23 protein-coding genes are annotated in these 25,280 nt (G+C 65.7%); 10 read left to right on the forward strand and 13 right to left on the reverse strand.

Annotated elements, in window-relative coordinates:
- Nucleotides 1-37 precede the first annotated feature (37 nt).
- Nucleotides 38-889 (forward strand): formyltransferase family protein, encoded by an 852-nt coding sequence (locus NDI86_RS06615; protein WP_310899613.1) that lies wholly within the window; start codon nt 38-40, stop codon nt 887-889.
- Here NDI86_RS06615 and NDI86_RS06620 read toward each other — a convergent pair.
- Both NDI86_RS06620 and NDI86_RS06625 read right to left on the reverse strand, forming a co-directional pair.
- Nucleotides 886-1,890 carry a Gfo/Idh/MocA family protein gene (locus tag NDI86_RS06620; RefSeq protein ID WP_310899614.1) on the reverse strand — a complete coding sequence of 335 codons (1,005 nt, stop codon included), beginning with the start codon at nt 1,888-1,890 and terminating at the stop codon, nt 886-888. The two genes, NDI86_RS06615 and NDI86_RS06620, sit on opposite strands and share 4 nt — an antisense overlap.
- Nucleotides 1,887-2,987: a DegT/DnrJ/EryC1/StrS family aminotransferase gene (locus NDI86_RS06625; RefSeq protein WP_310899615.1), complete on the reverse strand. Its 1,101-nt coding sequence runs from the start codon at nt 2,985-2,987 to the stop codon at nt 1,887-1,889. Before NDI86_RS06625 ends, NDI86_RS06620 begins: the two co-directional genes overlap by 4 nt.
- A gap of 723 nt (nt 2,988-3,710) precedes the next feature.
- Between NDI86_RS06625 and NDI86_RS06630 the strand changes: the two genes are divergently transcribed.
- Complete coding sequence (locus NDI86_RS06630; protein WP_310899616.1) at nt 3,711-3,851, forward strand: hypothetical protein; 141 nt, start codon at nt 3,711-3,713, stop codon at nt 3,849-3,851.
- Here the strand turns inward: NDI86_RS06630 and NDI86_RS06635 are convergent, their stop codons facing one another.
- Entirely contained in the window at nt 3,852-4,133 is a 282-nt protein-coding gene (locus tag NDI86_RS06635; RefSeq protein WP_220587307.1) for an ArsR/SmtB family transcription factor, read from the reverse strand.
- Nucleotides 4,134-4,976: 843 nt separating this feature from the next.
- Between NDI86_RS06635 and NDI86_RS06640 the strand changes: the two genes are divergently transcribed.
- The 4 genes from NDI86_RS06640 (at nt 4,977) to NDI86_RS06655 (ending at nt 9,278) form a co-directional block, all read left to right on the forward strand.
- A complete protein-coding gene (locus NDI86_RS06640) occupies nt 4,977-6,083 on the forward strand; it encodes a DegT/DnrJ/EryC1/StrS family aminotransferase (protein ID WP_310899617.1) in 1,107 nt (368 codons plus the stop codon).
- Nucleotides 6,080-7,075, forward strand: coding sequence for a Gfo/Idh/MocA family oxidoreductase (locus tag NDI86_RS06645; protein ID WP_310899618.1), 996 nt, complete (start codon nt 6,080-6,082; stop codon nt 7,073-7,075). The genes NDI86_RS06640 and NDI86_RS06645 overlap by 4 nt, the downstream gene beginning before the upstream one ends.
- Entirely contained in the window at nt 7,056-8,423 is a 1,368-nt protein-coding gene (locus NDI86_RS06650) for a nucleotide sugar dehydrogenase (protein WP_310899619.1), read from the forward strand. The genes NDI86_RS06645 and NDI86_RS06650 overlap by 20 nt, the downstream gene beginning before the upstream one ends.
- A 222-nt stretch (nt 8,424-8,645) precedes the next feature.
- Entirely contained in the window at nt 8,646-9,278 is a 633-nt protein-coding gene (locus NDI86_RS06655) for a DUF7344 domain-containing protein (protein WP_310899620.1), read from the forward strand.
- 360 nt (nt 9,279-9,638) lie between these two features.
- Here the strand turns inward: NDI86_RS06655 and NDI86_RS06660 are convergent, their stop codons facing one another.
- A complete protein-coding gene (locus NDI86_RS06660) occupies nt 9,639-10,982 on the reverse strand; it encodes a glycerate kinase type-2 family protein (RefSeq protein ID WP_310899621.1) in 1,344 nt (447 codons plus the stop codon).
- A gap of 240 nt (nt 10,983-11,222) precedes the next feature.
- On the opposite strand from NDI86_RS06660, the gene NDI86_RS06665 reads away from it, so the two are divergent.
- Complete coding sequence (locus tag NDI86_RS06665; protein ID WP_310899622.1) at nt 11,223-11,738, forward strand: phosphopantetheine adenylyltransferase; 516 nt, start codon at nt 11,223-11,225, stop codon at nt 11,736-11,738.
- Between the two features lie 3 nt (nt 11,739-11,741).
- Here NDI86_RS06665 and NDI86_RS06670 read toward each other — a convergent pair whose 3' ends face one another.
- The 7 genes from NDI86_RS06670 to NDI86_RS06700 form a co-directional block, all read right to left on the reverse strand.
- Nucleotides 11,742-11,975: a hypothetical protein gene (locus NDI86_RS06670; RefSeq protein ID WP_310899623.1), complete on the reverse strand. Its 234-nt coding sequence runs from the start codon at nt 11,973-11,975 to the stop codon at nt 11,742-11,744.
- 570 nt (nt 11,976-12,545) lie between these two features.
- Nucleotides 12,546-13,478, reverse strand: coding sequence for a glycosyltransferase family 2 protein (locus NDI86_RS06675; protein WP_310899624.1), 933 nt, complete (start codon nt 13,476-13,478; stop codon nt 12,546-12,548).
- Between the two features lie 82 nt (nt 13,479-13,560).
- Nucleotides 13,561-15,078 (reverse strand): lipopolysaccharide biosynthesis protein, encoded by a 1,518-nt coding sequence (locus tag NDI86_RS06680; protein WP_310899625.1) that lies wholly within the window; start codon nt 15,076-15,078, stop codon nt 13,561-13,563.
- Nucleotides 15,065-15,931 (reverse strand): hypothetical protein, encoded by an 867-nt coding sequence (locus NDI86_RS06685; RefSeq protein WP_310899626.1) that lies wholly within the window; start codon nt 15,929-15,931, stop codon nt 15,065-15,067. The genes NDI86_RS06680 and NDI86_RS06685 overlap by 14 nt, the downstream gene beginning before the upstream one ends.
- Nucleotides 15,932-16,240: 309 nt before the next feature.
- Entirely contained in the window at nt 16,241-17,281 is a 1,041-nt protein-coding gene (locus tag NDI86_RS06690; RefSeq protein ID WP_310899627.1) for a tyrosine-type recombinase/integrase, read from the reverse strand.
- Entirely contained in the window at nt 17,278-17,679 is a 402-nt protein-coding gene (locus NDI86_RS06695) for a DUF5805 domain-containing protein (RefSeq protein WP_310899628.1), read from the reverse strand. Before NDI86_RS06695 ends, NDI86_RS06690 begins: the two co-directional genes overlap by 4 nt.
- A 466-nt stretch (nt 17,680-18,145) precedes the next feature.
- A complete protein-coding gene (locus NDI86_RS06700) occupies nt 18,146-18,823 on the reverse strand; it encodes an HNH endonuclease (RefSeq protein WP_310899629.1) in 678 nt (225 codons plus the stop codon).
- 584 nt (nt 18,824-19,407) lie between these two features.
- Between NDI86_RS06700 and kdgK1 the strand changes: the two genes are divergently transcribed.
- The 3 genes from kdgK1 to NDI86_RS06715 all read left to right on the forward strand — a co-directional run bounded on the left by kdgK1 (nt 19,408) and on the right by NDI86_RS06715 (nt 23,262).
- Complete coding sequence (gene kdgK1 / locus NDI86_RS06705; protein WP_310899630.1) at nt 19,408-20,367, forward strand: bifunctional 2-dehydro-3-deoxygluconokinase/2-dehydro-3-deoxygalactonokinase; 960 nt, start codon at nt 19,408-19,410, stop codon at nt 20,365-20,367.
- A gap of 113 nt (nt 20,368-20,480) precedes the next feature.
- A complete protein-coding gene (gene pyk, locus NDI86_RS06710; protein ID WP_310899631.1) occupies nt 20,481-22,238 on the forward strand; it encodes a pyruvate kinase in 1,758 nt (585 codons plus the stop codon).
- Nucleotides 22,239-22,290: 52 nt separating this feature from the next.
- Nucleotides 22,291-23,262 (forward strand): ROK family protein, encoded by a 972-nt coding sequence (locus tag NDI86_RS06715; RefSeq protein ID WP_310899632.1) that lies wholly within the window; start codon nt 22,291-22,293, stop codon nt 23,260-23,262.
- Here NDI86_RS06715 and NDI86_RS06720 read toward each other — a convergent pair.
- The gene (locus NDI86_RS06720) at nt 23,259-24,431 is read right to left on the reverse strand and encodes a Cdc6/Cdc18 family protein (RefSeq protein ID WP_310899633.1); all 1,173 of its coding nucleotides are present in this window, start codon (nt 24,429-24,431) and stop codon (nt 23,259-23,261) included. The genes NDI86_RS06715 and NDI86_RS06720 overlap by 4 nt on opposite strands.
- 68 nt (nt 24,432-24,499) lie before the next feature.
- On the reverse strand, nt 24,500-25,280 hold a 781-nt coding region (locus tag NDI86_RS06725; RefSeq protein WP_310899634.1), incomplete at its 5' end, for a DUF7973 family transport facilitator.

Here is a 25,280-nt window from a genome sequence, read left to right on the forward strand (position 1 = left end):
CTGCATAACTACAGTCGCTGTTCGGGAAACAGTTCCCATGCCCTCAGTCGCATTCCTCGGGAGCCATCCCCTGGGTGAGCGCTGCCTCGAAGAAGTGACTGGCCACGACGCCTTCGACGTGAAGCTGGTCGTCACCTACGGCCCCGCAGAGGACACCTGGTGGGACGGCTGCCTGTACGACCGGGCCGAGTCTCTCGGTCACGACGTCGTCACGCGCTCCGAGGAGCGCGCGGTGCTCGACCACGACGTGGACTACCTCATCAGCGTCTACTACCCCAACATCCTCGGCGCGGAACTGCTCGACCACCCGAACGTCGCGCCGCTGAACCTCCACCAGGCCGAACTCCCACGCTACCGCGGCAGTAACGTCTTCTCACACGCCATCCTGAACGCCCGCGACGACGACCACTGGCGCTACGGGACCACGCTGCACGTGATGGCGCCGGACGTCGACGCCGGCGACATCGTCGCCCGCCGGTTCGTCCCCATCGAGGAGCGAGACACGGCCCGGACGCTGTACGACCGGGTGACCGAGGCCTCGCTGGAGCTGTTCCGGGAACAGCTCACGACGCTCCGGGACGGCGCCGTCCACCGCGTCGCGACGCCCCAGTCGGCGTACAACGGCGAGCGGTACTTCTACACGAAGGAGAGCCTGGACGGCGAGAAGGAGATTCCGGCCGAACGGCTGGCCGCCGACGACGAGGCGACCCAGCTCGCGGTCTACGACAAGATACGCGCGCTCGATTTCCCGCCGTTCGAACCGGCCTACACCGAGCTTGCCGGGCGACGGCTCTACCTGACGGCGACGAACTACGACGACCTCTTCGGGAGCGCGACGGTGCCGAACTTCGATATCGAATCCGATACCGTGGCGGTCTCGGGCGACTAGAACTGCGTCACGGCGCTTTTGCGGTCGAGGCGGACGACGCTCTTCTTGCGGGCCGACTCCTCGGCGTGTTCCAGCGTCTCGACGGCGCGTGCGCCGACGGTGCCGTCGGCGCGTGGCTGTTCGCCCGCGCGGCTGGCCTCGACGAACGACTCGACCTCGACTTTCAGCGGCTCGCGCTCGTCAGTGCTGTGTGAGATTGCGCCGTCGTTTCTCGACTTGAGCCCGTCGTCGGGGTCCGAGAACACCTCGGCGTCGAACAGTTCGAGCTTCGTGTTCTGCAGGTAGTCGACGTACGCCGACCGGTTCGACCCGACCACGACGAGGTCGCGCTTCTTGTCGAACACCGGCACCTGCCACGAGGAGTTGATGACGCCGCTGGTGTTGCCGTACTCCAGCGTAATCGTCGCCGTCTCGACGATGTTCTCGCGGACGAACGAGTCGAGTTGCCCGTGGACGGTGTCGGGGCGACGACCCAGCAAGTAGTCGTAGATGTCCACGTCGTGGACGGCCAGCGAGTACAGCACGCCCGTCGTGGACCGTGGCACCCGGAAGGAGAACCGACGGGTCTGGAGGTACTTGATGCGGCCCAGTTCCCCGCGGTCGATGCGTCGCTTCAGCGCGACCAGCGCCGGGTGGTACCGGAAGATGTGGCCCACGCCGAGCGTGCAGTCGTTGGCGTCCGCGGCCTCGACGATGTCCCAGGCGTCCTCCGAGGTGAGCGCGAGCGGTTTCTCGACGAGCAGGTCGATACCCCGCTCCAGCATAGAGAGTCCCACGGTCCGGTGCGTGGTCGAGGGCGTGGCGACGGTCGCCGCGTCCACGTCCAGACTGTCGATGTCCGTCTCGTAGGGGAGGTCGTACGTCTCCGCGAGCGAGGCGGCGCGGCTCTCGTCCGTGTCACACAGCACTACCTCGTCGAGTTCCCCGTCGTCCAGTAGCTCCTTGGCGACGCGGACGTGATTTTTCCCCCAGTACCCGGTGCCGACGACGCCGTACCTCATTCGTAGAACCCCCGGATTGCCTCGGCCACGCGGTCGATTTCCTCGTCCGTGATGCGGGGATGCATCGGCAAGGAGAGGATGCGGTCACAGAGGCGGTCGGTCTCGGGCAGCGTCGGCACCTCGCCCAGGTGCTCTCGCATCGCCTGGGTCTGGTGGACGGGCGGGTCGTAGTGGATGCCGGTGTCGATACCTCGTTCGTCGAGGTATGCACGGAGCGCCTCGCGTTCCGGCACCTGGACGACGAAGAGGTGATAGACGTGCGTGGCGTGGTCGCGTTCGGTCGGCAGCGTCACCTGGTCCACGTCGGCCAGTCGCTCGCGGTAGCGCTCGGCCGCCGCCGCCCGCTCGGCGTTCCAGTCGGCCAGATGCGAGAGCTGTTCGAGCCCGACGGCCGCGCTGACCTCGTCCATGCGGTGGTTCAGCCCGAGTCGCACGTGGTTCCCGTCCTCGTCACGACCGTGGTTGCGAAGCTCCCTGGCCGTCCGCGCCAGGTCGGCGTCGTCGGTGACGAGCATGCCGCCGTCGCCGGCGACGGTCATGTTCTTCGAGGGGTAGAAGCTGAAACAGCCGGCGTCGCCGAAGCTCCCGACCGGGTCGCCCCGGTACGTGGCTCCGTGGGCCTGACAGCTGTCCTCGAACACCTTCAGGTCGTATCGCTCGGCGACGGTCGAAATCGGCCCCATCGCCGCTGGCTGCCCGTAGAGGTGGACCGGCGCGACCGCGGCCGCGTCGTCGTGGGCCGCGGCCTTCCGGGCGACGTCGGTCTCGTCGATTGTGTACGTCTCCGGGTCCACGTCGACGAACACCGGGTCGGCCCCCAGTTCGACGACGGGGCTGACCGTCGCGAAGAACGTGTGCCCGGGGACGAGTACCGTGTCGCCCTCACCGATGCCCGCCGCCTTCATCGCGAGGTACAACGCCGCTGTGCCGCTGCTGACACCGACCGCGTACTCGGTGTCGCAGGTGTCTGCGAACTGTTCTTCCAGCGCCTCGACGCGCGGCCCTTTGACGTACCGGCGCGTCTCCAGCACCTCCGTGGCACGCTCGACGATGTCGTCGTCGACGTAGACGTCTGTAAACGGGACCTGTTCGGTCATCAGCGTCGGCTAGCGGAGACCGACCTATTGTTATACTGACCGTTCGTCTGACCGCCGAATCTGACGGGAGTGTTCGGTTCAGAAAGGTGTTTGAAACCGCCCGAAACTGTTCGAGCCTTCGCCAGATAATTACCGCAGTGGGGCCGTTCCTGGCGTCGCAATGGAGGTGTAGCTGCAGGCCCACTGGCGTAAAATGATAACCAAACAGATACGTAACGTACACGGACAGAGGTCGTAGAATAGTTGGCTTTCCAAGTACTACTCTCCAGGTAACTTTTCCGCCCTGTCACGCCGAGTGGCACGGCCGAGCCACTCTTTCCGGTGGCGCCGTCGACGTTTCCCAGCGCCAGTTCGGTGGGGGCCGCGACCGACCCGCTCTGGCGCTAGCTGGAGCGGTGGCCGGCTCCGCCGTGTCGGCGTGGACCACTGGTGCTACTGGACTCGACCCGCGACCGTCCGAGTTGCCCGCTCATCCGGGGAACACGCGGTCCTCGCCGGGCGTCGATAGGCGAGATGGTAAGCGCCACGGTGGCGTCGCTGCTGGCACGGCACTACGTCGATTTCCCACCCCGTTCCGTGCTGCGGTAACACGCTCGACACGACTGGCCCCCGTGTCACTCACCGGCGTTCCGGTCCCGACTGTCGATTGGGACCGCCACAAGCCTCACTTATCCCGGATAGCCCATAAATTACCAAGCCGCTCGCTCGCAGTACTGTGGCTGTATGAGTGGTCACCTGACGGCCGACGAGTGGCGACGCATCAACGAGTTCGCGGACACGCCGAAACACCGTCGTCGCCCGGAACAGCTGCTACCGGAGGGGAGTCTGCCGGACGAGGAGTCGCTGGAGCCGGTCGAGCAGTAGCTACAACATGTTCTCGGCCTCGATGGTCTCCCACACCTCGAGGCCCTCGTCAGTGATGCCGTACACCCGCCCTTTGCGGCGGTTCTCCGAGACCAGCAGCGTCACGAGGTCCGCGTCACGGAGCTCCTGGAGCGCCCGGGAGACGTGGGCGATGCTGAGGTCCGTCTCGTCCGCGATGAGTGACGGCGTCGCCGGGCCGTCGGAGAGCCGACGGAGCGTCGCGATTCGGTACCGCGAGCTGATGACGTAGCTGATGTCGTCCCAGGGGTCGGGCTCGCTCATCCGGCGCTCCCCCCTGTGGTCGGGGCGCTGTCACTGTCGGGTACGATGCGTTCGCTCGTTTTCGCGGGTGTATCTGTAGCCATGAGGGTTCGGTTGGGCCTGCTGACGCTGCTCGGTCGGTCGAACCGACGTCGTCGCGTGTGTGTCATCGGTTGGGTGTCCGGCGGACGTATCCCCCGGCGATATCGTTCGTCGGCGGACTGTGCCACTGACAGTGAGGCAGGGACGGCACCGACTCGGGGCGCCGGCGACCGGGTCGGCGGTTCCGGGCCGTCGGCGGCCCGCTCCTCGGCCCGGAATCCGGCGACGACCGTGTGCAGTCGGCGCCGCCCTCGCGTCCGCGAACCGACGCCGCGTCCTCGCTCGCCTGCGGCATCGAACTCGGTCGGCCTCGCTGCGTTCGTGCCTAGCATATTTTTTCGGGACAGTGACATATAAGTCCGTCCTCGGCGGACCGGTCGCCGGTTCAGACCGGTCTCGGGACGGGGCGACTGTTCGTACACGGTGTCGACTGCGGTCTGTGTCATTCAGTTCTCCACGTGGATGCGGACGTCCCCGCGTCGAAGCCACTGTTGGGAGATAAACAGGTGGACCACCCTTTGTTACGTATCACATATACCGGATACAGAGTGGGTACCTCCGGCAAAACGAACCGGAACCCACGTGGACCGGAACTGACGGGCTCTCGTCCCCTATACACAGCGTATGGGACGAAATACGACGTTTCTCAGTGCAAGGCACACATAACAATGCCGATACTTTGCCTGCCGAAAACCGTGATAGCTGCCCAATCGACACCGACCGGACGAGTCGGTATATCCCTCACTGTGGCGGTGACGCGCCGTGACTGATACACAGTTGCAAGAGCCGACCGTATCGATAGCCTCCCCGGCCGTCGGGCGGGAGGAGATTCACAAGGTCCACGAGGTCCTCCGCTCCGGTCGACTCAGCGGCGGCGAGGCGGTCGACGCCTTCGGTTCTGAGTTCGCCGACTACTGCGACGTCGCTCACGGTATCCCGACCTCGAACGGGACGACCGCCCTGCACGCGGCGCTCGCCGCGCTCGATATCGGCCCCGGTGACACGGTGGTAACGACGCCCTTTTCGTTTATCGCGACCGCGAACGCCATCAGACACGTCGGCGCGGAGCCGCTGTTCGCGGACATCGACCCGGAGACCTACAACCTGGACCCGGACCGCGTCGATGCCGTCGCCGCTGACGCCGCGGACGGGGTCGACGCCATCCTGGCCGTCCACCTCTATGGCTGTCCCGCGCCAGTCTCCGAGTTACAGAGCGTCGCCGACCGCCACGACGCGGCCCTCGTCGAGGACTGCGCGCAGGCCCACGGAGCCACCTACCGGGGCGACCCGGTCGGGAGCTTCGGCGACGCCGGCTGTTTCAGCTTCTACCCCACGAAGAACATGACAACCGGCGAGGGCGGCATGGTCGTCACCGACCGCGACGACGTGGCCCAGCGCTGCCACAGCTTCATCGACCACGGCCGGAGCCCCGACGGCGGCCACGAGCGCGTCGGCCACAACTTCCGCATGACGGACATCTGTGCCGCACTGGGGCGCGTCCAGTTGTCGAAGCTCGACGACTTCGTCGCGGCCCGGCGCGAGAACGCCGCGCAGTTCGACGACGCCATCGACGGGGACGCGATACAGCCCCCGGTCGAGCCCGCGGACTGTCGCCACGCCTACCACCAGTACACGGTCCGCACGGCGGACCGGGCGGCTCTGGCCGACCACCTGGCGGACTACGGCGTCGACTCGGCGGTGTACTACCCGACGCCGATACACGAGGAGCCGGCGTACGACGGGTTCGACGTCCAGTTACCGGCCGCCGAACGGGCCGCATCGGAGGTCCTCTCGGTCCCGGTCCACCCGGAGCTGTCCCCGCGCGACGTGCGGTCTATCTCGCTCGCGCTCACGGAGTATTCGACATGACCGAACCACTGTCTGCGGGCGTCGTCGGCGTCGGAAGCATGGGCCGACACCACGCCCGCGTCTACAACGAGATACAGGGCGTAGAGCTCGCTGGAATAGCCGATGCCGACGAGGAGACGGCCGCCGAGGTCGCCTCGACGTACGGGAGCGCGGTGTACGACCTGGAGACGCTGCTTGACATGGTCGACCTCGTCTCCATCGCCGTCCCGACGCGATTCCACTACGACGTCGCCTCACAGGCCATCGAGGCCGGGGTCAGCGTGCTCGTGGAGAAGCCGTTCGTCGCCGACGCCGAGAGCGGCCGTGACCTCATCGAACGGGCCGAGGACGCAGGGGTAACCCTCCAGGTCGGCCACATCGAGCGGTTCAACCCCGTCGTCGACGTGCTGGAAGACGTCCTCGCGAACGTCGAACCCATCGCGGCGTCGGCCCGCCGACTCGGCCCGCCCGTCTCCCGCGACGTGAAAGACGACGTGGTGATGGACCTGATGATACACGACATCGACATCGCGTGTTCGCTCTTTGGCGACGAGGTGGCCGGTGTCACCGCCATCGGGGCCTGTGACGGCGACTACACCGACGCCCAGATAGAGTTCGACGGCGGGACGCTCTGCTCGCTGACGGCGAGTCGTGTCACGCAGGAGCGCATCCGCGACCTCTCGGTCACGGCCCGGGAGTGTCACGTCAACGTCGACTTCATGGACCAGTCGGTGCGCATCTACCGCCACTCCGACCCGTCCTATCACACGGAGAACGGCGACGTGCGCTACAGCCAGGAGAGCATCATCGAGCGCCCGGCCGTCGACAGCGACGAGCCGCTCAAACGCGAGTTGCGCTCGTTCGTCGACTGCGTGCGAAGCGGCGCGACGCCGCGGACGACCGGCAACGACGGGCTCCACGCGATGTTGCTCGCCGACGAGATAAGCGAAATCGCCGACTCGCGGACCCTGGCACTGGAGGAGGTGAGCGTCGGTGACCGCAGCACAATCTGAGGGGATGGTCTACGGCGGCGACCGGCCCGGGGCCACGCTCCAGTCGGCCTTCGCCGGCGGGGAGATTCCGGTCGCCGTCTACGGACTCGGAAAGATGGGGCTCCCGCTGGCCGCCGTCTTCGCCGACGTCACCGGCAACGTCACCGGCGTCGACGTCGACGACGCGGTGGTCGACGCCGTCGCCGCGGGCGAGAGCCCGGTCGAAGGCGAGCCCGGACTCGGCGAACTCGTCGCCGAGACGAGCGCCGACGGCTCGCTGTCCGCGACGACCCGCTCCGAGCGGGCGGCCGCGTCCGCGCAGGTCCACGTCGTCATCGTGCCGACGCTCATGGAGGAGACGGAGCCGGACCTCTCGATGCTGCTCGCGGCCGTCGACGCCATCGGCGAGGGCCTCGACGAGGGCGACCTCGTCATCATCGAGTCGACGGTCCCGCCCACCACCACGCGCGATATCGTCACGCCGCGCCTGGCCGAGCGAAGCGGGCTCGACCCCGACGAGTTCGGCGTCGCCTTCTGCCCCGAACGGACCGCGAGCGGCCGCGCGATACAGGACATACGCGGTGCATACCCGAAAGTAGTCGGCGGTGTCGACGCGGAGAGCGAGCGGGTCGCCGGGTTGCTGTACGACGAACTGACGAGCAACGACGTCATCCACGCGGGCGACGCGACCACCGCGGAGTGTGTGAAGGTGTTCGAGGGAATCTACCGCGACGTCAACATCGCGCTGGCGAACGAACTCGCGCGAGTCGCGGAGCCGCTCTCGGTGGACGTTACGCGGGCCATCGAGGTGGCCAACACCCAGCCGTTCTGCGAGATTCACGACCCCGGTCCCGGCGTGGGCGGTCACTGCATCCCGCTGTATCCACACTTCCTCACGGACACCGTCGACCTCGACCTGCCGCTCGTCGAGACCAGTCGCGCGGTCAACGACGAGATGCCCCGCTTCGTGAGCGACGCCGTCGTCGACCTGCTCGACGAGCAGGGGGTCGCCGTCGACGACGCCGCGGTGCTGGTGCTCGGCGTCGCCTACCGCGCCGGCGTCGACGAGACGCGCAAATCGCCGACGCGGCCGCTCGTCTCGGAACTCGACGCTCTGGGGGCGGACGTCTGGGCGGCCGACCCCGCCGTCGACGTGGCGAGCGTGCCTGACCTGGCGGCCAGCGCCTGCTCGATGGACGAGGTGGCGGCGACCGCCGACCGGTACGACGCCGTGGTCGTCATGACCGAACACGACACATACCGTGCCCTCGACTTCGCGGCCTTCGAGGAGGCCGTCGTCGTCGACGCGCGGAATACGCTCGGTGACACCCCGCTTCCGACCTACACTGTCGGCGCCGGACGCCAGTGAGAGCCGACACAACCGTTATTCGCTACCGTACTGGTCCCTAGTTGGGAACTACGTATAACATATATGTCAAAACAAAGTATTAAGTGTGGGACGAATGACTGTTCTGACAGACGCTTGGGTTCGGACAACCCACAGGTCTCGTAGGACATCGGGGGTGCAAGGAGCCAAACCCGTTCCGGGGACCGAGCATAGTCCGAACGCCAGGCTATGGAGGACTATACCATGAGTACCCAGGACCAATCCGCACGCACCAACGCCGAACAACCGACGCAGACCGGGAGCCAGACAGACGTCAGTGACAGCGCGCCACAGCAGGACGACGGGGTCACCGAAGCCGAGCAGGAGCCGGAGTCACTGTCGCTTGACCTGGTGTTCGAGATTCTCAAGAACAGCCGACGACGCGAGGTCATCCACTACCTCAGGGACCACGAGGACGACGAGCGGGTTTCGCTCGGCGAACTGGCCGAACACGTCGCCGCCATCGAGAACGACACCACGACGGACCAGCTCACGTCCAGTCAGCGAAAGCGGGTCTACGTCGGCCTCTACCAGTGTCACCTCCCGAAGATGGACGACATGGGCGTGGTCGACTTCAACCAGGACCGCGGTCACGTAGCGCTGGCCCCGCAGGCGGACTGTCTGACCGAGTATCTGGACCGGCCGACCGACGACGAGGGCGTCCAGTGGCACCGCTACTACGGTGCCATCTCCGCCGTCGGCGTCGCCATCGTCGGCCTCTCGCTCGGGCTCGGACTGGGGTCGGCACTCGCGACGGGGCTCCTCGGGCTCGTCGTCGCGACGTTCGCGTTCTGCTCGGCGTGTCACTGGGTCACCGAATCGCGCGACGAAGACTGATTCGTTCGCCGATAGTCTTCTTCTCGAGGTAGCGGTCGCCGGACTCGATTGTTCCGTAGCGATAGCTCAGTCGGACGAACAGGAAGGGGGTGGGTCCGGAGCGGAGGCCGACCGTCTGCCTGCACGCGAGTCGGATGGGGTACACGTGACGGCCGGCCGACTGCGCCCCGCTATGTCGGACACAAGTGGATGGTGAACCGTTCCGGGTTTGGGTGGCCGACTGCTCGCGCCGTCACCGGCGCGCGTCGGCAACTGAACAGACAGCCGATAGCAGTATTGTAACCCAGTTCCTACGGTCTGGACGGGCGAGACTGTCGAACTGACCCCGCTACCGGGGGCGTTCGGTAAGTTTCCTATACACTACATCTCTCGCGGCCCCGTTTCGGGGACGACCACGACGACGACGTCGTTGACGTTCGTCCCGGTCGGACCGGTCCGGATAGCCGCGCCCGCGTCCGCGAGGACGGTTCCGGCGTCGTGAGCGTCCAGTCGCTCGCTCGCCCGCGCGGTGTCGGTGACGGTACTCGCGTCGACGATGGCGCCAGCCGCGTCGGAGCTCCCGTCCTCGCCGTCGGTGTCGACGGCGGCGAGCACCGGCCCCGGCGGCAGGTCCAGCGCCGCCGCGAGCGCGAGTTCCTGGTTCGGCCCGCCGCGTCCGGCCTCACCGTCCAGCTGGACGGTCGTCTCGCCGCCCGCGACCACCACGGCCGGCGGCTCGACCGGCTCACCGTCCAGTGCGACGGACTCGGCGACCGAAGCCACCACCTGGCCGACGTGGCGCGCCTGGCCGCGGAGCCGCGAGGTCAGCCGAAGTGTGTCGTAGCCGGCCTCCGAAGCCGTCTCGACGGCCGCGTCGAGGGCCGTCCCGTTCGTCCCGAGGCAGACGGTCCGCGTGCGTTCGAAGGTCGGGTCGGTCTCCGCCGGTGTCTCCGGCCGGTCGCCCCCGTCCCCGGCTTCCAGATGGCTCCGGACGGCCTCGGGGACGGCCACGTCGTATCGGTCCAGCACCCCGAGTGCGTCGGCGTAGGTGGTGCCGTCGGGGACCGTCGGCCCGCTGCCGACGACCGAGAGGTCGTCGCCGACGACGTCGCTGAGCGCGAGCCCGACCACCGTCGCCGGCGTGGCGGCGCGAGCGAGCTGCCCGCCCTTCGTCGCCGAGAGGTGTTTGCGGACCGCGTTCATCTCCGCTATCGGCGCGCCGCTTTCCAGTAGCGCGTCGGTCGTCTCCCGGAGGGCCGACAGCGTGAGGTCCCGCGCCGGGGCGGCGAGCAGCGCGCTCGCCCCACCGGTGACGACGGCGATGACGAGCGTGTCCTCGGTGGTCGTCTCCAACAGTTCCAGCAGCTCGCGCGTCGCCGCCACGTTGCGCTCGGTGGGAACGGGGTGGTCGCCGACGCGGACGCGAACCCGGTCGAGGTCAGCCGGCTCCTCGGTGACGATGCAGCCGTCGGTCAGGCGGTCGCCCAGCAGCGACTCCAGCGCCGCCGTGACGCCTGCAGCGGCTTTTCCGCCGCCCACGACGACGACCTCGTCGTAGGCCGCGAGGTCGTAGCTCTCGCCGTCGACGCGCAACTGAGTGCCGTCGACGCCGACCGACGCCCGCGTCGCCCGCTCGGGGGCAGCGGCCGTGATAGCCGACTCGACGCAGTCCAGTGCGAGTCCGTGGGCCGGCGTCCGTTCGAGTTCTGGCCTGTTGGATATCACAGGCGACGTTCGTCCGGCGAAACTAAAACATCGGGCTGTCGCGACGGCGGCCAAGGGACAGGACCAGTGGAGGCCTCGCCGGGTCGCGACAGTAACTCCTTCCATACCACGCAGCATGATTATACAGGACTTATCGGCGCTACCGCGATTTTAGTCCCTGTCCAAAGTCCACGGGCCGGCGGCCCGTCGCTCGCCGGGCCGCCCCACAGTTATACCACTGTCCCCGCACTACCGATTGGTATGTCAGCACGTATCGCTATCCTCGGCGGCACGTTCACACCCATACACAACGGGCACCGCGCGCTCCTCCACAGCGCGTTCCAGACTGCGAGTCACGACGGCGAGGGGGACGGCCACGTCATCGTCGGCCTCACGGCCCAGTCGCTGGCGCGCGAGACGCGCAGTGACCCCTCACACGCCGAGCTTCTGGGCTCGTTCTCGGAGCGCCGGGAGACGCTCTCCGGGACGCTGAAGAGAGTCAGCGGCGCCTACACGGCGACGTGGGACATAGTGAAGATAACCGACACGTTCGGTCCCGCCGCGACGCGTGAGGACGCCGACGCGCTCGTCGTCGCGCCGGAAGGGAAAGCCCAGCAACGGGCCCGGGAGCTCAACGACGAGCGACTGCGACGGGGCTACCACCCCCTCGAGATTCACACCTCCCCGTTCGTGGTGGCCGAAGACGGCCTGCGAATCAGCAGCACACGCATCCGGGACGGGGAGATAGACGCTCAGGGGCGCCTGCTCGGCGAGTGAGGGTCACTCCGGTTGGCCGTCCCCGCTGGGCTCGGCCAGCGTCTCCGAGAGCCCGTCGTCCTGTACCATCGTCGAGACGTACTCGGCCGTGGAGCCGCCCTCCGGGGCGACGTCCCGCCCCGGTTCGGTGTCCTGTTCCTGGGTCTCGACGCAGACGTCTGTGCCGGTCACCTCGACGAAGATGTCCTGTAGCCGCTCGTGGGACGGCTTCTCGCCCTCCGACATGTCGCTGCTCATCAGTTTCCGCACCCTCCTCGCGGCGAAGCTTGCCACACCCACTGGGTGTGTGTGCGTTCGTCAACCATGACATGACGCCCTGGACCCCTGCGAGTATAAACATACAGTGGCCAACTCGATTAATCGCTGGTTATAGGCGAGTTACTCGGTTTTTATGACCCTGCTACCGCCCGACGTGACCTGCCATACCGGACCGGGCGTTTCGCCCGCCGCTATCTCGCCGGGGTCGTTCAGCTGACACTGTGAGAAGTAAGCGGCTAATATAACAGCCGTACATCTGTTATTTTTGACGGTAGTAAGCCCTTGCTAGAGCCGTCTCGGCGCCGGCGCGACGTATCGCGGACGGGCATTCTGTATAGCGATATGGCATTTACGTGATGGTGGCGGACCGCGGGAAAACGGACAACAGAGTGTTAGTTCACACGACGAGTAGCCGTTGGCCCCGTAGCTTTGCCGGCCGCGGGTCCCCAGCGCGTACCCTTCGGCGAACCGTCAGCGACCCTCGTCAGTGAGGACGACGCCGGACCGCTACACCGTCTCGAAGACGCGATGTGTGCGCTCGTTCGCCTGTCACGCTAGCTTTCGGTAGAGGTCGAACGCCGCCTCGTAGACCTGTGGGCCGAGAACCGCCGCGACGATGCCGACGAAGTACGTCAGGCGGGGGTTGTGGCTGAGTGCGGTCAGGAGTTGCGCCCTGCCACGCCAGGGGTCGCCGTTCAACAGGCGTGTCTCACCGACCTGCCAGCGGTGCTGTGCGAGCAGTTCGGGGCGGGCCTGGAACGCCCCGACGTGTTTCTGGAGGATGTGGTCCAGTGCCGTCACGAGCGCCTCCGGGTCGGCGCTGATGCTCACGCCGTCGTGGCGCATCGACCGGACCACGAGCGGGTCGTCGACGAGTGCGAACTCGAACTCCCGCGCGATGCGCAGCCACAGCTCCCACTCCTGTTGTCGAGGGAGTGCCTCGTCGAAGTACCCGACCCGGTCGAAACAGGTCCGCCTGACCAGGGCGGTCGACGTCGGGATGAACCGGCCGTTACCAGCCAGTAGCGCTTCGTAGATGTCGCCCTCCAGGTCCTTTCGCCCGGGGTCGGGCCCGTACTCACGACCCGACGGCCGTTCGAGCCAGTACCCGGTGTAGACGACCCCGACGCGGTCCGGCGTCTCCCGCATCCGCTCTACTTGGCGCGCCAGTTTCTCCGGTCGCCAGGTGTCGTCGCTGTCGACGAACGCCACCAGGTCGGCGTTCGCATTCCGGATGCCCGCGTTACGGGCGACGTTCGCGCCACGGTTCCCCTCGAAACGGCGGTACCGAATCCGGGGGTCCTCGAAACCCTCTACGACTGACTGCGTCTGGTCGGTCGAGCCATCGTCGACCACCAGCAACTCGAACCGCTCGTAGGTCTGGCCGAGTACGCTCTCGATGGCTGCCCCCAGAGTTTGTGCCCTGTTGTAGGTGGGGACGACCACGCTGACGGCCGGCTCACGTTCTTCCCAGCTGCTCATTCGTCCGACAAATGTAATCTGAACTACTTATTAGTAGCGTTTAACCTCTCTATATATGACACAACTGCGATACCGAGATCGGTCACGCGGTCCCGGCGACCCAGTCCTGAAACGTCCGGTAAATCGGCGCCAGTCCGATGCCGAACCGCTGTTCCAGCGCGGCGACGGCCGCTCCGTACGTGATGACACCGACGAGGACCAGGAGGGGCAGTTCCACGAGGGACGGAACGCCGACCAGGCGTTCGCGGACGAGGTAGACCACCACGCCCATGGCGCCGCTGGCGATGGCGGGGTACGAGAGTATCCGCCCGAGCGTCGTCAGTCGGCCGTCGACGCTCCGGACGGCCAGGTAGCTCGCGATGGGAGCGACGACGACCGTGTGGCCGAGTATCACGAGCGCGACTCCGGTCGCTCCGAAGGCGCTGGCCGCCGGATAGACGAACGGAGCGAGGAGTGCGAGCTTCAGGAGACGAATCTTCGTGTCGTAGTCCGGTCGGTCGATAGCGCGAAACAGCGGGACCGTCGCCGACCGGAACGACCGGAGGCCCGCGTACACCGCGAACACCTGCATCGGGACGACCATCGGTAGCCACTCGCCACCCAGAAGCGCGGGGACGAACACCGGCCCGACGAGCACGATACCGACCGCGGCGGGAAAGGACAGGAGCGTGATGACCCGCACGGAGGTGTAGTACCCCTGCCGGAGCGAGGCGTCGTCGTCCTGGACCTTCGCGTACGCGGGAAACAGCACCTGCTGTATCGGGTGGGTTATCTCCGTCGTCGGCGCGTTCGACAGCCGGTACGAGAGCTGGTAGATGCCAAGCGTCGCCGACCCCAGCAGCCAGCCGACGAACGCGTCGTCGCCCTCGTTGATGAGGAACATCAACCCCTCCGAGGTGAATATCCAGCGGCCGTACTCGAACAGCTCCCGCGCGGCCGCGAAGTCGAATCGAAGCCACGGACGGTAGTCGTGGACGAGATACGAGACGACCAGCGAGGTACACTGGGCGGCAAGCATCGCCGCGACCAGCGCCCAGACTGAGCGGGTCGCGTATCCGACGCCGACGCCGACGAGCGTGTACGCGACGCGGTTCGAGAGCTTGTACGCGGCGTCCCGGTGGAACTCCAGGTCCTTCACGAGGTAGACGACACCCGGGTTCCGCAACCCGTCGAGCACCGGGGTCAGCGCGAGCACTCGGAGGAGCGACACCACACGAGGCTCGCCAAAGACCGACCCGACCAGCGGCGCGGCGGCGTACAACACCGTCCCCAGCAGCAGTCCTCGACCGAGTTCGACGGTCCAGACCGTGTCGAGGTATCGGTCCACGTCGGACTCACGGCGGCGTATCAGGGCCGTGTCGAGGCCCAGTTGGCTGAGGCGCTGGAGTGCTGACTGGACCACGAGCGCGATGCCGTACAGTCCGAACGCGGCGGGCGAGAGCAGGCCCGCGAGAAACAGTATCGTCCCCAACTGGAGGGCCCGGTCAGCGACGTTGTTCAGCCCCATCCAGACGCCGCCGGTCACGGTTCGGTCGGTGACGCCGCTCCCAGGGGTCAGGATAGAACGGAGTCGACGGAGAACGGCCCTACCACGCGACATCGAGGCCCTCTCCGAGCGGCGCCTCGCTTTCGGCGGGAGCGTCGCGGGCCCGCTCGCCGGGCGTTTCGACTGCCGGTTCGGTCTCGTCGTGCCACTCGCGATGCCTGACGACGACCCCCACCGGCACGCTGTCGAGGTCGAGGAGCTTCGCCATCGAGAGGCGATGGCGGCCGGTGACAAACAGGAGTTCCCCCGTCCGGCTGACGTCGACCAGTATCTCGTCTTCCATCACCTCGCGGAACGTCATCCGCCGTCCCTCTCGGGCGTTTAGCTCCCGCATCGAGAGGAAACCGCGGTCGCGGATGCTCTCGTACAGTCGGTCGAGGTCGCGGCAGTACCGCCGTATCTCCGCCACGGTCGACTCGTCCTGCCAGACCTCCACGTCGCTCGTCCGGGCCGCACGCTCGACGCGCTGGATAAACTCCAGGTCGGCCCACGGCACCCCCGCCTCGAAGTGCCGCCGCAACGCCCGGTGGAGCGGCGTCTCGGTGAACGTCTCGGCGAGGTAGAGGTCGGGACTCGGCCCGGCGTAGGAGGGTTCGACCGGCGGGACGAGTCGCTGGTCCCACTCGCCGCCCCTGACCGCGCCGATGTCGTACCAGCTGTCGGCCCAGACGGGGAACTGCCGACCGGTGAACCGCGTGATGTCTGCCGGGTCGACTTCGAAGAGTTCGAACGGGTCGACGGGCGGGTCGACGTGACCGGACGAGCGGTGTCGGCGTCGACGGTGGACCGAGGGCGCGACACGCCAGTAGAGGTCCGCCAGTCGGCTCTCGGCGAAGGCGCGACGGAGCGGTACCGGGCCGGAGGCGGCGCGCTCTATCAGTCTGTAGAGCGTGTCGAATCGGTACATCAGTCGACCAACCTCGACACCGTTTGCCATCTGGAACCAGTGTAGCGGTCCGCACTCACGGCTCTCGTGTCGAGCGGGTATGGTATAGCTATGGGCCAACTACGGGCGAGTCGCTCGGAGCGGCACGGACTCGCGCCACCGACCGAGTCCTGGGCGACACAGCTACCGGCGGTCCAGTCGAGTGCCCAGTGGCCGTTTCGAACAGGTGTCTCCGGGACTACGGCCGGGGCCGTTCGATATAGCGGTATGTGATTTACGTGTCCCCGCTCGCCCGGTTCCTGTGACTATCGACCGTCGGAATATCGCAGGTCATCCCAGCAGCGAGTAGATATTGGCCTCGTAGCTCTCCCGAACGCGACTACCCCACTCGTGTGTGTAGGTGTCGATGACGTCCTGTGCCACGTCGCCCCGCAGGTACTTGACGACGCCGCGGTCGCCCGTCCGGTCCCGCAGGTGGGTCGTGAAGAAGTGCCGGAAGTAGTGAGGGGTGACGTTCTCCTCGGTCCCGCCGCCGTCGCGGTACCAGCCGTGGTCGCGAGCGTGTCGCTCGACGAGGTGGTGGACCATATCGGGCGTGAGTCGCCGTCCCCAGTCCCCGCTCGTCGAGACCAACAGCGGCTCCGCCTCGGAGCGCACGTCCGGCCGAATCGCCAGCCAGCGCCGTAGGGTCCGTGCGAGTTCGCCGTCGACCGGTATCGTGGTGTCGCGCTTTCGCTTGTTCGACGCTGTGCGCTCCTCGCCGTTCGTCACCGCCCCGCGGGCGGGTTCTGCGGCGACGTACAGCGAGTCGGGCCGGCCGTCGAGCGCGGGCCGAACCGGGACGGCCGGACGCGGTCCCGGGTCGGCCAGATTGCAGTCCCGGAGGTCCAGATTACACAGCTCACCGGCTCGCATGCCCGTCTTCAGCAGGGTGAGCACCACCGCACGCTCCAACGGGTGGGCCACGGTACCGACGAACGCCGACATCTCCTCGATACCGATTTCGCGCCGTGTCGGGTCCGTGTTGATGGACTCGTCCATCTCCTCCATCACCAGCGTCATCGGGTTGGACTCGAAGGTTCCGACCTGGGTCATGTAGGCGAAAAACCGGTGGAGGTAGGAGGCGTACGTCGCGACGGTACTCTCGCTGTGGTCGCCCCGCAGGCCGTGGACGTAGGCCATACAGTCCCTGTGGGACGCCGTCGCCACCGGTGTCGGCTGGGGCCCCTCGCTCAGGTACGTCTCGAAGTCCCGCAACACGCGCTCGTAGAACGCTCGCGTTCGCTCGCTCTTCCCGTGGTAGGTCACGTCGTCGAGGAAGTAGCCGATGGGGTCCTCGTCCGCTTCGGGGGCCGTCGTCTCGGAACTCATTCGTCCAGCACGTACCCCCCGTGGCGCCCACTGTAGCGAACCCGTCCGTCGGACTGTAGCTCCTGGAGCGTCTCGTCCAGGCGCTGCTCGATGTCGTCGGTCAGCGCCGCGAGCAACTCCTCCCAGTCGTAGTGCGCGCCGTCGGACAGCGTCTCGACGACCCGGTCTTCCAGCCCGTTACCCCCGGGGTTAGCGTCCGGAGAAGGGGGGTCCGTTTCTTCGGCGCTCGCCAACTCTTCCGGCTCGGGGTCGAACCCCTTCCGGCCGGCCTGCACCATCGTCCGGACGAACTCGCTCTGGCTCATGTCGAGGTCGGCGGCGTGTGACTGCCAGCGCTCCTTCTGATATCTCGGGACGTAGGTCCTGACAGAGGTTCGTTCGCCGTCGTCGGCTGCCATATCTGGGGGTCTCCCCGGGGCTACTTCAATCTAGTGCCACATACCCGGATAAAGACACTTATCTGTGTGAAGAGGTATGTGCTCACCCCCTTAGTAGTACTAATTAACCGGATATAATTCGCCATTTTAGGGTTAGCTAAGATTCGGGGTTGCATATTCACGGATATAAATTTGTCACTCACTACTGTGAGATGACAACGCTGACGCCATTCTGGCTTTGCGCAAAACCAATTCTGTCAACTCAGGCGGGCGGGTCAGTAAAGAGTCGGGTCGCCGGCCTCCAGAAAATACAATCTGTAGGGTCCCTCGAATCAACAGATCCCTCCGTGGCAGCAAGAGATACACAATACAACTGAAGCACAGATACGATCTTCCCAGCAGGGCCTGTTATACATATTTGGCAGCTTTGGACGAACGTGGCACAGAGTCTAGTCCGACCTATACGTGCTCTCTTTTCTCACAAGGCTCAAGAGTCGTTCAAGATAGAAGAGTATCCAGCTGTATGGAGTGCTTCTACAACTCCGGATTCGTCCATGTTCGCCAATTCTACCGATATGGGAACTCCCTCTTTGTGTCGTCGAGTGTGCTCGCCCCGGTCGATTAGCTCTAAATTAGACGGCCTGTTATCCCACTTGATCGTGTTTCTGTGATGGACATCTCTGTCCTTGAGAGCGTCAAACCCTATCTCTGCCAATTTCACCAACCGATGGACTAATACCGTTGTTCCGTCGTACTTTTTTGAATTTGGATGGCCCCAGACTTCGTATCCATTTGTGTTTGTTTGAAACGGGCAGGGAGCACTATAATTGACCTCTTTTTCTCGGGTGATTTCATAGTGATTCATCAACCGCAAAACCATACCACGACTAATATCAAGTTGTTCAATGGCTTTTTTCACCGTCCCCGCATCTTGGTAGACTCGTTTGAGCTTATTTTCGTTAGGATATTTTTCTAGCTGACTCGGTCGAAATATGCCATGTTTTTGAAGTCGGTATCTTACCTTATTCCGACTAACGTCATGCAACTTTGCGATTTTGTAGGCAGACAAACCCCGTTCAACGTATAGCTCTCTAAGTTTATCTGGCTGTTTCCACCCGTCAGAAACAGACCCGTTATCCAGTGTTTGCTGTATCTCTTCACTCATTCATACTCAACTCGTCAGCAACCGACTTTTGGTGATTTCGGCTACCATTTTGTTCATAGATTTGGTAAACCTGATTCTGATGAGCTGTCCATTTAGCGACTCATTTATATAATCAGATGATACAGTAATAGTATTTACTCTGATTACCGAAGAAAAGCCACTTCTTCTTACTCTGGTCTTACCGTGACATCTGAGTAGACCGCCAACATCATCAAGAATCGGTTATCAGATGCCCTCAATCGTCGCACAACGCTGTTCAACTGCCGCTGATTTGGTAATGCGTGCACCCTCACGACTCTCGAAAAGTGCCTTACTGCACACGTCTTGTAGCCGATTCCGGCTCCGATCGGCTCTAAAGAGATCTGGTAGCTTAGGTCGAATTTCGCGGTCGCCAAACGTAATATCTCAATAAAATGTCAATTCTGGTGGCTGGCTTAGACCAGATAAACTTCATAGGGCTATACAAAATACGCCCTTGGAGTATCACGGGGGTCCGCCCTCGGTCGTCGAGGTTATACGCGACTCGTTGTCGCGTGGGCCGGGCTTTGGCGGGATTTATGTCCGCCCGGCCTCCAGAACTGCATATGTCTGACCTGGTTACGTTCGGCGAGACGATGCTCCGACTCTCCCCGCCCGACGAGGAGCGTCTCGAACTCGCAGACCAGTACGACGTGAACGTGGCCGGTGCCGAGTCCAACGTCGCTGTCGCCGCCCAGCGGCTGGGAGTCGACAGCGCCTGGCTCTCGAAACTCCCGGACTCCCCTGTCGGCCGAAAGGTGGTCGGCGACCTCCGGAGCCACGGCATCGCGGTCGACGTCGTCTGGGACGACTCTCCGGAGGCCCGACAGGGTACGTACTACTTCGAACGGGGGCGGCCCCCGCGGGGAAGCGAAGTCATATACGACCGCGCGCACGCGAGCGTGACCACCGCGACCGCCGACGAACTCCCGACTGCGGTCCTAGCGGAGGCGGACTGTTTCCACACGACGGGTATCACGCCCGCCCTCTCGGAGACGCTGGCGGCGACGACCGCCGAACTGCTCCGCCTGGCTCAATCGGCCGGAACGACGACCAGCTTCGATGTCAACTTCCGCTCGAACCTGTGGTCGCCGGCGGCGGCGAAAGACGTGCTTACCGACCTGTTCCCGGATATCGACCTCCTGGTCGTCGCCGAACGGGACGCCAGAGTCGTCCTCGACGCGGAGGGGGACGCCGAGACCATCGCCAGAGAGCTCGACGAGGCGTACGGGTTCGAGGCAGTCGTCCTCACCCGGGGCAGCGACGGGGCGCTGGCGCTCGCCGACGGCGAAGTCTTCACCCAGCCGACCTACGAGGCCGCCGACGCCTACCCCGTCGGGACGGGGGATTCCTTCGTCGGCGGGTTCCTCTCTCGGTATCTCGACGGCGAACCGGTCCCGGAGGCCCTGGCCTGGGGGGCCGCGACCGCCGCGCTCAAGCGGTCGGTCCCCGGCGACATGGCGACCGTCTCACCGGCGGAGGTCCGCGAAGTAATCGGCGGGACGACGGAGTCGCTATCCCGCTGACGCCTTGCGAAAACTGCAGTGTCTGATAAGCTTCTTATCCCCTGGCTCGGTACGGGGGAGTATGATTCAACTACCACCAGCGCCGGAATCTCGTCTTGTCGGGGGATGGGCCCATGCGTAGCGCGAAAATCGTCTGTACCCTCGGCCCGGCCAGTGAGTCCGTCGAACAGATAGAGTCCCTGGCACGGGCCGGGATGTCCGTCGCCCGGCTCAACGCCAGCCACGGCTCGCCCGAACACCGCCGGACCATGATAGACCGCATCAAGGAGGTCGACGAGCGGGTCGACACGCCGGTCGCGTCGATGCTCGACATGCCCGGTCCCGAGGTCCGGACCGCTCCCATAGACGAGCCCATCGAACTCGTCAAGGGGTCGACGGTCCACTTCGTCGTGGGCGACGACGCCACACCCGAGGAGGTCGGACTCTCCCAGTCCGTCGGCAGCGCGACTCCGGGCGACCGCGTGTTACTCGACGACGGGCGCATCGAGACCACCGTCGAGCGCGTCGACGGCGATACTGTCGTCGCCACCGTGGAGAACGGCGGCAAACTGGGCGCCCGGAAGGGGGTCAACGTCCCCGGCGTCGACCTCGACCTGGCCACCATAACCGAGAACGACCGCCGCGAAATCGAGGTCGCGGCAGAAAAGGAGCCGGACTTCGTGGCCGCCTCGTTCGTCCGCGACGGCGACGCCATCTACGAGATAAACGAGGCCTTGGAGGAGAAAGGCGTCGACATCCCCATCATCGCGAAGATAGAACGGGCGGGCGCCGTCGAGAACATCGACTCCATCATCGACGCCGCATACGGGATCATGGTCGCCCGCGGCGACCTCGGCGTCGAGATGCCCCTCGAAGACGTCCCCATCATCCAGAAACGTGTCATCCGGAAGTGCCACCAGGCCGGGGTGCCGGTCATCACGGCGACGGAGATGCTCGACTCGATGATTCACTCCCGTCGACCCACACGCGCGGAGGCCTCCGACGTGGCCAACGCCGTCCTCGATGGGACGGACGCCGTGATGCTCTCGGGCGAGACGGCCATCGGCGACCATCCGGCCCGTGTCGTCGAGACGATGGACCGCATCGTCCGCGACGTCGAGAGCAGCGAGGAGTACGCCGAGTCCCGGGAACAACGGGTTCCTACCGCCGGCAACACGCGGACCGACGCGCTGGCTCGTTCGGCGCGGTTCCTGGCGCGGGACATCGACGCCGACGCCGTCGTCGCCGCTTCCGAGTCCGGCTACACCGCGCTCAAGGCCGCGAAGTACCGTCCATCGATTCCCATCGTCGCGTCGACGCCCAGCGAGCGGGTCCGCCGCAAACTCGCGCTCTCGTGGGGCATCATCCCCGTCACCACCGAGTACACCGAGGACGGCGCCGACGCCGTCATCCAGAGCGCGGTCCAGGCCGCACTTGACACCGAGGCCGCGGAGGGCGGCGACACCGTCGTCGTCCTCTCGGGGATGATGACCGAACTGGAGGGGATGAACACCGCGAACATGCTGAAGGTACACGTCGCCGCCGAGACGGTCGTCTCCGGTCGGTCCGTCGTGGAGGGACTCGCGACCGGTCCCGTCTACCACGTCGACGACGGCGACATCTCCGACGCGCCCGACGGCGCGATTCTCGTCGTCCCCGAGGGCTTCGACGGGGAGTTCACCGGCGAGACCGAGCGCGTCGGCGGTATCGTCGACGCCCATGAGGGTATCACGAGCTACGCGGCCATCGTCGCCCGCGAGCTGTCGATTCCGATGGTCTCCGACGCCGTACTCCCCGACCGCATCGAAGACGACGACATCCTCACGCTGGACGCCGAACGCGGCGTCGTCTACGAGGAGGCCGCGGGCCGCGAGCAACTGGCCGACCGGTAGCGCAACCGCGAATCTTTGCAATTAAGTACTCAAGGAGCCACGGTCTGACCAAATGGGCGCATACGCTGGGGTCGACCTCGGTGCGACGCATATCAGGGCTGTCATCGGCGACACTGAGGGGGCGGTCATCGCCTCCTACAAGCGTGACACCCCGCGCGGGCCGACCGGTATCGACGTGACCGAGGCCGTCCTCGACGCCTTGCGGGGCGCGTGCGAGGCGGCCGACGTCGCACCGTCGGAGATACTCGCGGCCGGCATCGGCTCGTTCGGGCCGCTCGACCTGGCCGGTGGGGCCGTCGAGAACCCGGCGAACCTCCCGGACTCCATCGACCGCATCCCGCTCACCGGACCGGTACAGAACCTCTTTGACACCGACCGCGTCTATCTCCACAACGACGCCAACGCGGGGCTCATCGGCGAGCGATACTACGCCGACCGGAACCCCGACGACATGGTGTATCTCACCATCTCCTCGGGTATCGGCGCCGGCGTCGCCGTCGACGGGAACGTTCTCGGAGGGTGGGACGGCAACGCCGGCGAGGTCGGCCACATGACCATCGACCCACACGAGTTCATGACCTGTGGCTGCGGACACGATGGCCACTGGGAGGCGTACTGCTCCGGGGAGAACATCCCCCGCTATGCCACACGGCTCCACCGGGAGGACCCCGTCGACACCGCCCTCCCCATCGACACCGAGGGGTTCACCGCGGCGGACGTCTTCGAGTACGCCGGCGAGGACGAGTTTGCGACCCACGTACTGGACCAGATCTCACACTGGAACGCCATCGGCGTCGCCAACATCGTCCACGCATACGCCCCGCTGGTCATCTCCATCGGGGGCGCGGTCGCTATCAACAACCCCGAGCAGATTATGGAACCCATCCGGGAGCGCCTCGACAACATGGTGATGGCCAACATCCCGGACCTCCAGTTGACGGCCCACGGCGACGACGTCGTGGTGCGCGGAGCGCTGGCCTCGGCCCTGACCGGCGGGACCGGCGACTCGACGGCGGCCCGCTAGCTCAGGTCGTAGAGCCGTCGGAACGCCGTCGGCGGGAACCGCGGTTCGACGCGGCTCGGCGGTCTCCCCTGGCCCCCCTGGGCCGTCGCCTGGACGCGCTCGACGACGCCCGCCTCGGCCATCTCGTACAGGAACCGCTTGACCGTCCCCGGCGAGAGGTCGACCGACTCCGAGCCGCCTATGGCCGCGGTGGTCGCCGTCACCGACGACCGCTCTTCCTCGTCTAAGTCGACCAGTTCACGCAACACGGCCTGCCTGTTGGCGGGCAGCGAGAGGACGATACCCAGCGAGACACAGGGTATCGGTATCTCCTCGATGGCCGCCTCGACGTCCTCGCGGGTCAGCGACGACCGACCGGCTTCCTCGGCGTGGTGGGTCGCGATAAACAGCGCGGCCAGAGCGTCGTGTGCGTTCCCGCTCGCCCACGCGGCTATCTCGTTCGCGAGGTCGTGCTCGATAGCCTGCTGGGCGAGCCCGATGGAGGCCCGCGTCATCAACACGTCGACGAGCATCTGTTGCTGGTAGGGTTCGACACGGATGGACTCGGCCGTGTACTCCGCCAGTTCGGTCTCGGCGGCGTGTTTTCGTCCCATCGCCAGCCAACTCACGTTACTGGGCAACCCGGCGAACAGCTCGACCAGGTCGCTCTCCGAGGCGCTCCGGGGTTCACCGACGTGGTCGACGGCGACGACGACGCCGGTTCGCGACCCGTCCAGTTCCTCGTGGAGCCGCGCCCGCAAGGTCTCCGTACCGATGCCGTGTTCCGGCACCGACTCCTCGACGAGCGCGTCGAGTACCGCGTGGTAGAACGCGAACTCGCTCGTGGTCTGTCTGGTGTCCAGATAGACGAAGGAGGGCGAGGTCATCGCCTGAGCACGCGTCGTCGTGTGGATGACGGTCCGCGTCTCCGTCGGGAGTCTGTTCAGCTGGTTGAAAAGCGCCGTCACCACGGCGCTCTTTCCGACACCGCTTGGCCCGTAGAGGTACGCGTTGGCGGGGAGCTTCCCGTCGAAAACCGGGTCCAGGTGGTCGAGCAACCGCTCGAGCAGCGGACCCCTGTCGGCCGGTTCGTCGATGTGGGTCACCGGCGACAGCGACTCGTAGTCCTGAACCAAGCGTGGCTCCCCGTCGTGTCGCTGCCGTCGCTTGATTCTGGCTTCTATATCCATTGGTGCTACAGTGTCCTCGGACTACGAGTTTTCGTACAAAAATGAAAATACAGCGTCGGATGTCCCGTTTAGAAGGGGACGAACAGCGCGCGCTGCGTGACGCCTGCGACGCCCAGGATGCCGATGAGCAGGGTGCAGACGAAGATAGCGAACGCGGGCGGGTCGACGTGGGTGTCGCCGTGTGCGTAGAACACACGCTGACCGGCCTCACCGACGAGGGCGCCGGCCATGCCGAAGACGGCCGCGATCAGGATTGCGACGACCTGCGACGAGCCGGTCGGGTCGGCGACGAGGGCCGACGCACCGGCGCTGGCGGGTAGCGTCATGTGGTGGGTGACGGGAATCTTCTCGACGCCCAGGTTCAGGAACGTGAGCGAGGCCGCGGAGATACCGAACCCGAGGAACATGCTCCCCGTCGTGATGACGAGGAAGCCACCGAGCAGGCCCGCGACCAGACCGATGAACGCGACGTTGCCCCACTTGTACTGGTGGGGGAGCCACGGTTCGACGGCCGGGCGCATGACTTCGCTACCACCGTCGGCGGCGACCTCTTCGCCGTTCTCGAAGGGGGTCATGTCGAAGTAGCCGCTGCCGCCGGGCGAACCGAACAGCGAGTAGCCGAAGACGATCCGGTGGACCAGGGCGGAGAAGAACACCGTGAACGCGATGGTGTCGAACGCCACCGCCGTGGCGACCAGACTGCCCAGCAGCGTGTTGCTGATGGCACCGAAGATACCGAAGATACCACCGACGGCGAGGACGTCGGGGCGCGTACCGAGCGCGTAGGCGATGTCCTTACCGGGGTGGTAGCCGCCGTCCTCCTGGGGCGGCATGGCGCCGTCCTGCTTC

Source organism: Haloarcula onubensis, assembly GCF_031624605.1.
GTDB lineage: Archaea > Halobacteriota > Halobacteria > Halobacteriales > Haloarculaceae > Haloarcula > Haloarcula onubensis.

Bases quoted from the DNA above. Each gene is read 5' to 3' on its own strand.
- NDI86_RS06615 (WP_310899613.1), top strand. From the start codon at position 38: ATGCCCTCAGTCGCATTCCTCGGGAGCCATCCCCTGGGTGAGCGCTGC.
- NDI86_RS06620 (WP_310899614.1), bottom strand. From the start codon at position 1,890: ATGAGGTACGGCGTCGTCGGCACCGGGTACTGGGGGAAAAATCACGTC.
- NDI86_RS06625 (WP_310899615.1), bottom strand. From the start codon at position 2,987: ATGACCGAACAGGTCCCGTTTACAGACGTCTACGTCGACGACGACATC.
- NDI86_RS06630 (WP_310899616.1), top strand. From the start codon at position 3,711: ATGAGTGGTCACCTGACGGCCGACGAGTGGCGACGCATCAACGAGTTC.
- NDI86_RS06635 (WP_220587307.1), bottom strand. From the start codon at position 4,133: ATGAGCGAGCCCGACCCCTGGGACGACATCAGCTACGTCATCAGCTCG.
- NDI86_RS06645 (WP_310899618.1), top strand. From the start codon at position 6,080: ATGACCGAACCACTGTCTGCGGGCGTCGTCGGCGTCGGAAGCATGGGC.
- NDI86_RS06655 (WP_310899620.1), top strand. From the start codon at position 8,646: ATGAGTACCCAGGACCAATCCGCACGCACCAACGCCGAACAACCGACG.
- NDI86_RS06665 (WP_310899622.1), top strand. From the start codon at position 11,223: ATGTCAGCACGTATCGCTATCCTCGGCGGCACGTTCACACCCATACAC.
- NDI86_RS06670 (WP_310899623.1), bottom strand. From the start codon at position 11,975: ATGAGCAGCGACATGTCGGAGGGCGAGAAGCCGTCCCACGAGCGGCTA.
- NDI86_RS06675 (WP_310899624.1), bottom strand. From the start codon at position 13,478: ATGAGCAGCTGGGAAGAACGTGAGCCGGCCGTCAGCGTGGTCGTCCCC.
- NDI86_RS06680 (WP_310899625.1), bottom strand. From the start codon at position 15,078: ATGTCGCGTGGTAGGGCCGTTCTCCGTCGACTCCGTTCTATCCTGACC.
- NDI86_RS06685 (WP_310899626.1), bottom strand. From the start codon at position 15,931: ATGTACCGATTCGACACGCTCTACAGACTGATAGAGCGCGCCGCCTCC.
- NDI86_RS06690 (WP_310899627.1), bottom strand. From the start codon at position 17,281: ATGAGTTCCGAGACGACGGCCCCCGAAGCGGACGAGGACCCCATCGGC.
- NDI86_RS06695 (WP_310899628.1), bottom strand. From the start codon at position 17,679: ATGGCAGCCGACGACGGCGAACGAACCTCTGTCAGGACCTACGTCCCG.
- NDI86_RS06700 (WP_310899629.1), bottom strand. From the start codon at position 18,823: ATGAGTGAAGAGATACAGCAAACACTGGATAACGGGTCTGTTTCTGAC.
- kdgK1 (WP_310899630.1), top strand. From the start codon at position 19,408: ATGTCTGACCTGGTTACGTTCGGCGAGACGATGCTCCGACTCTCCCCG.
- pyk (WP_310899631.1), top strand. From the start codon at position 20,481: ATGCGTAGCGCGAAAATCGTCTGTACCCTCGGCCCGGCCAGTGAGTCC.
- NDI86_RS06715 (WP_310899632.1), top strand. From the start codon at position 22,291: ATGGGCGCATACGCTGGGGTCGACCTCGGTGCGACGCATATCAGGGCT.
- NDI86_RS06720 (WP_310899633.1), bottom strand. From the start codon at position 24,431: ATGGATATAGAAGCCAGAATCAAGCGACGGCAGCGACACGACGGGGAG.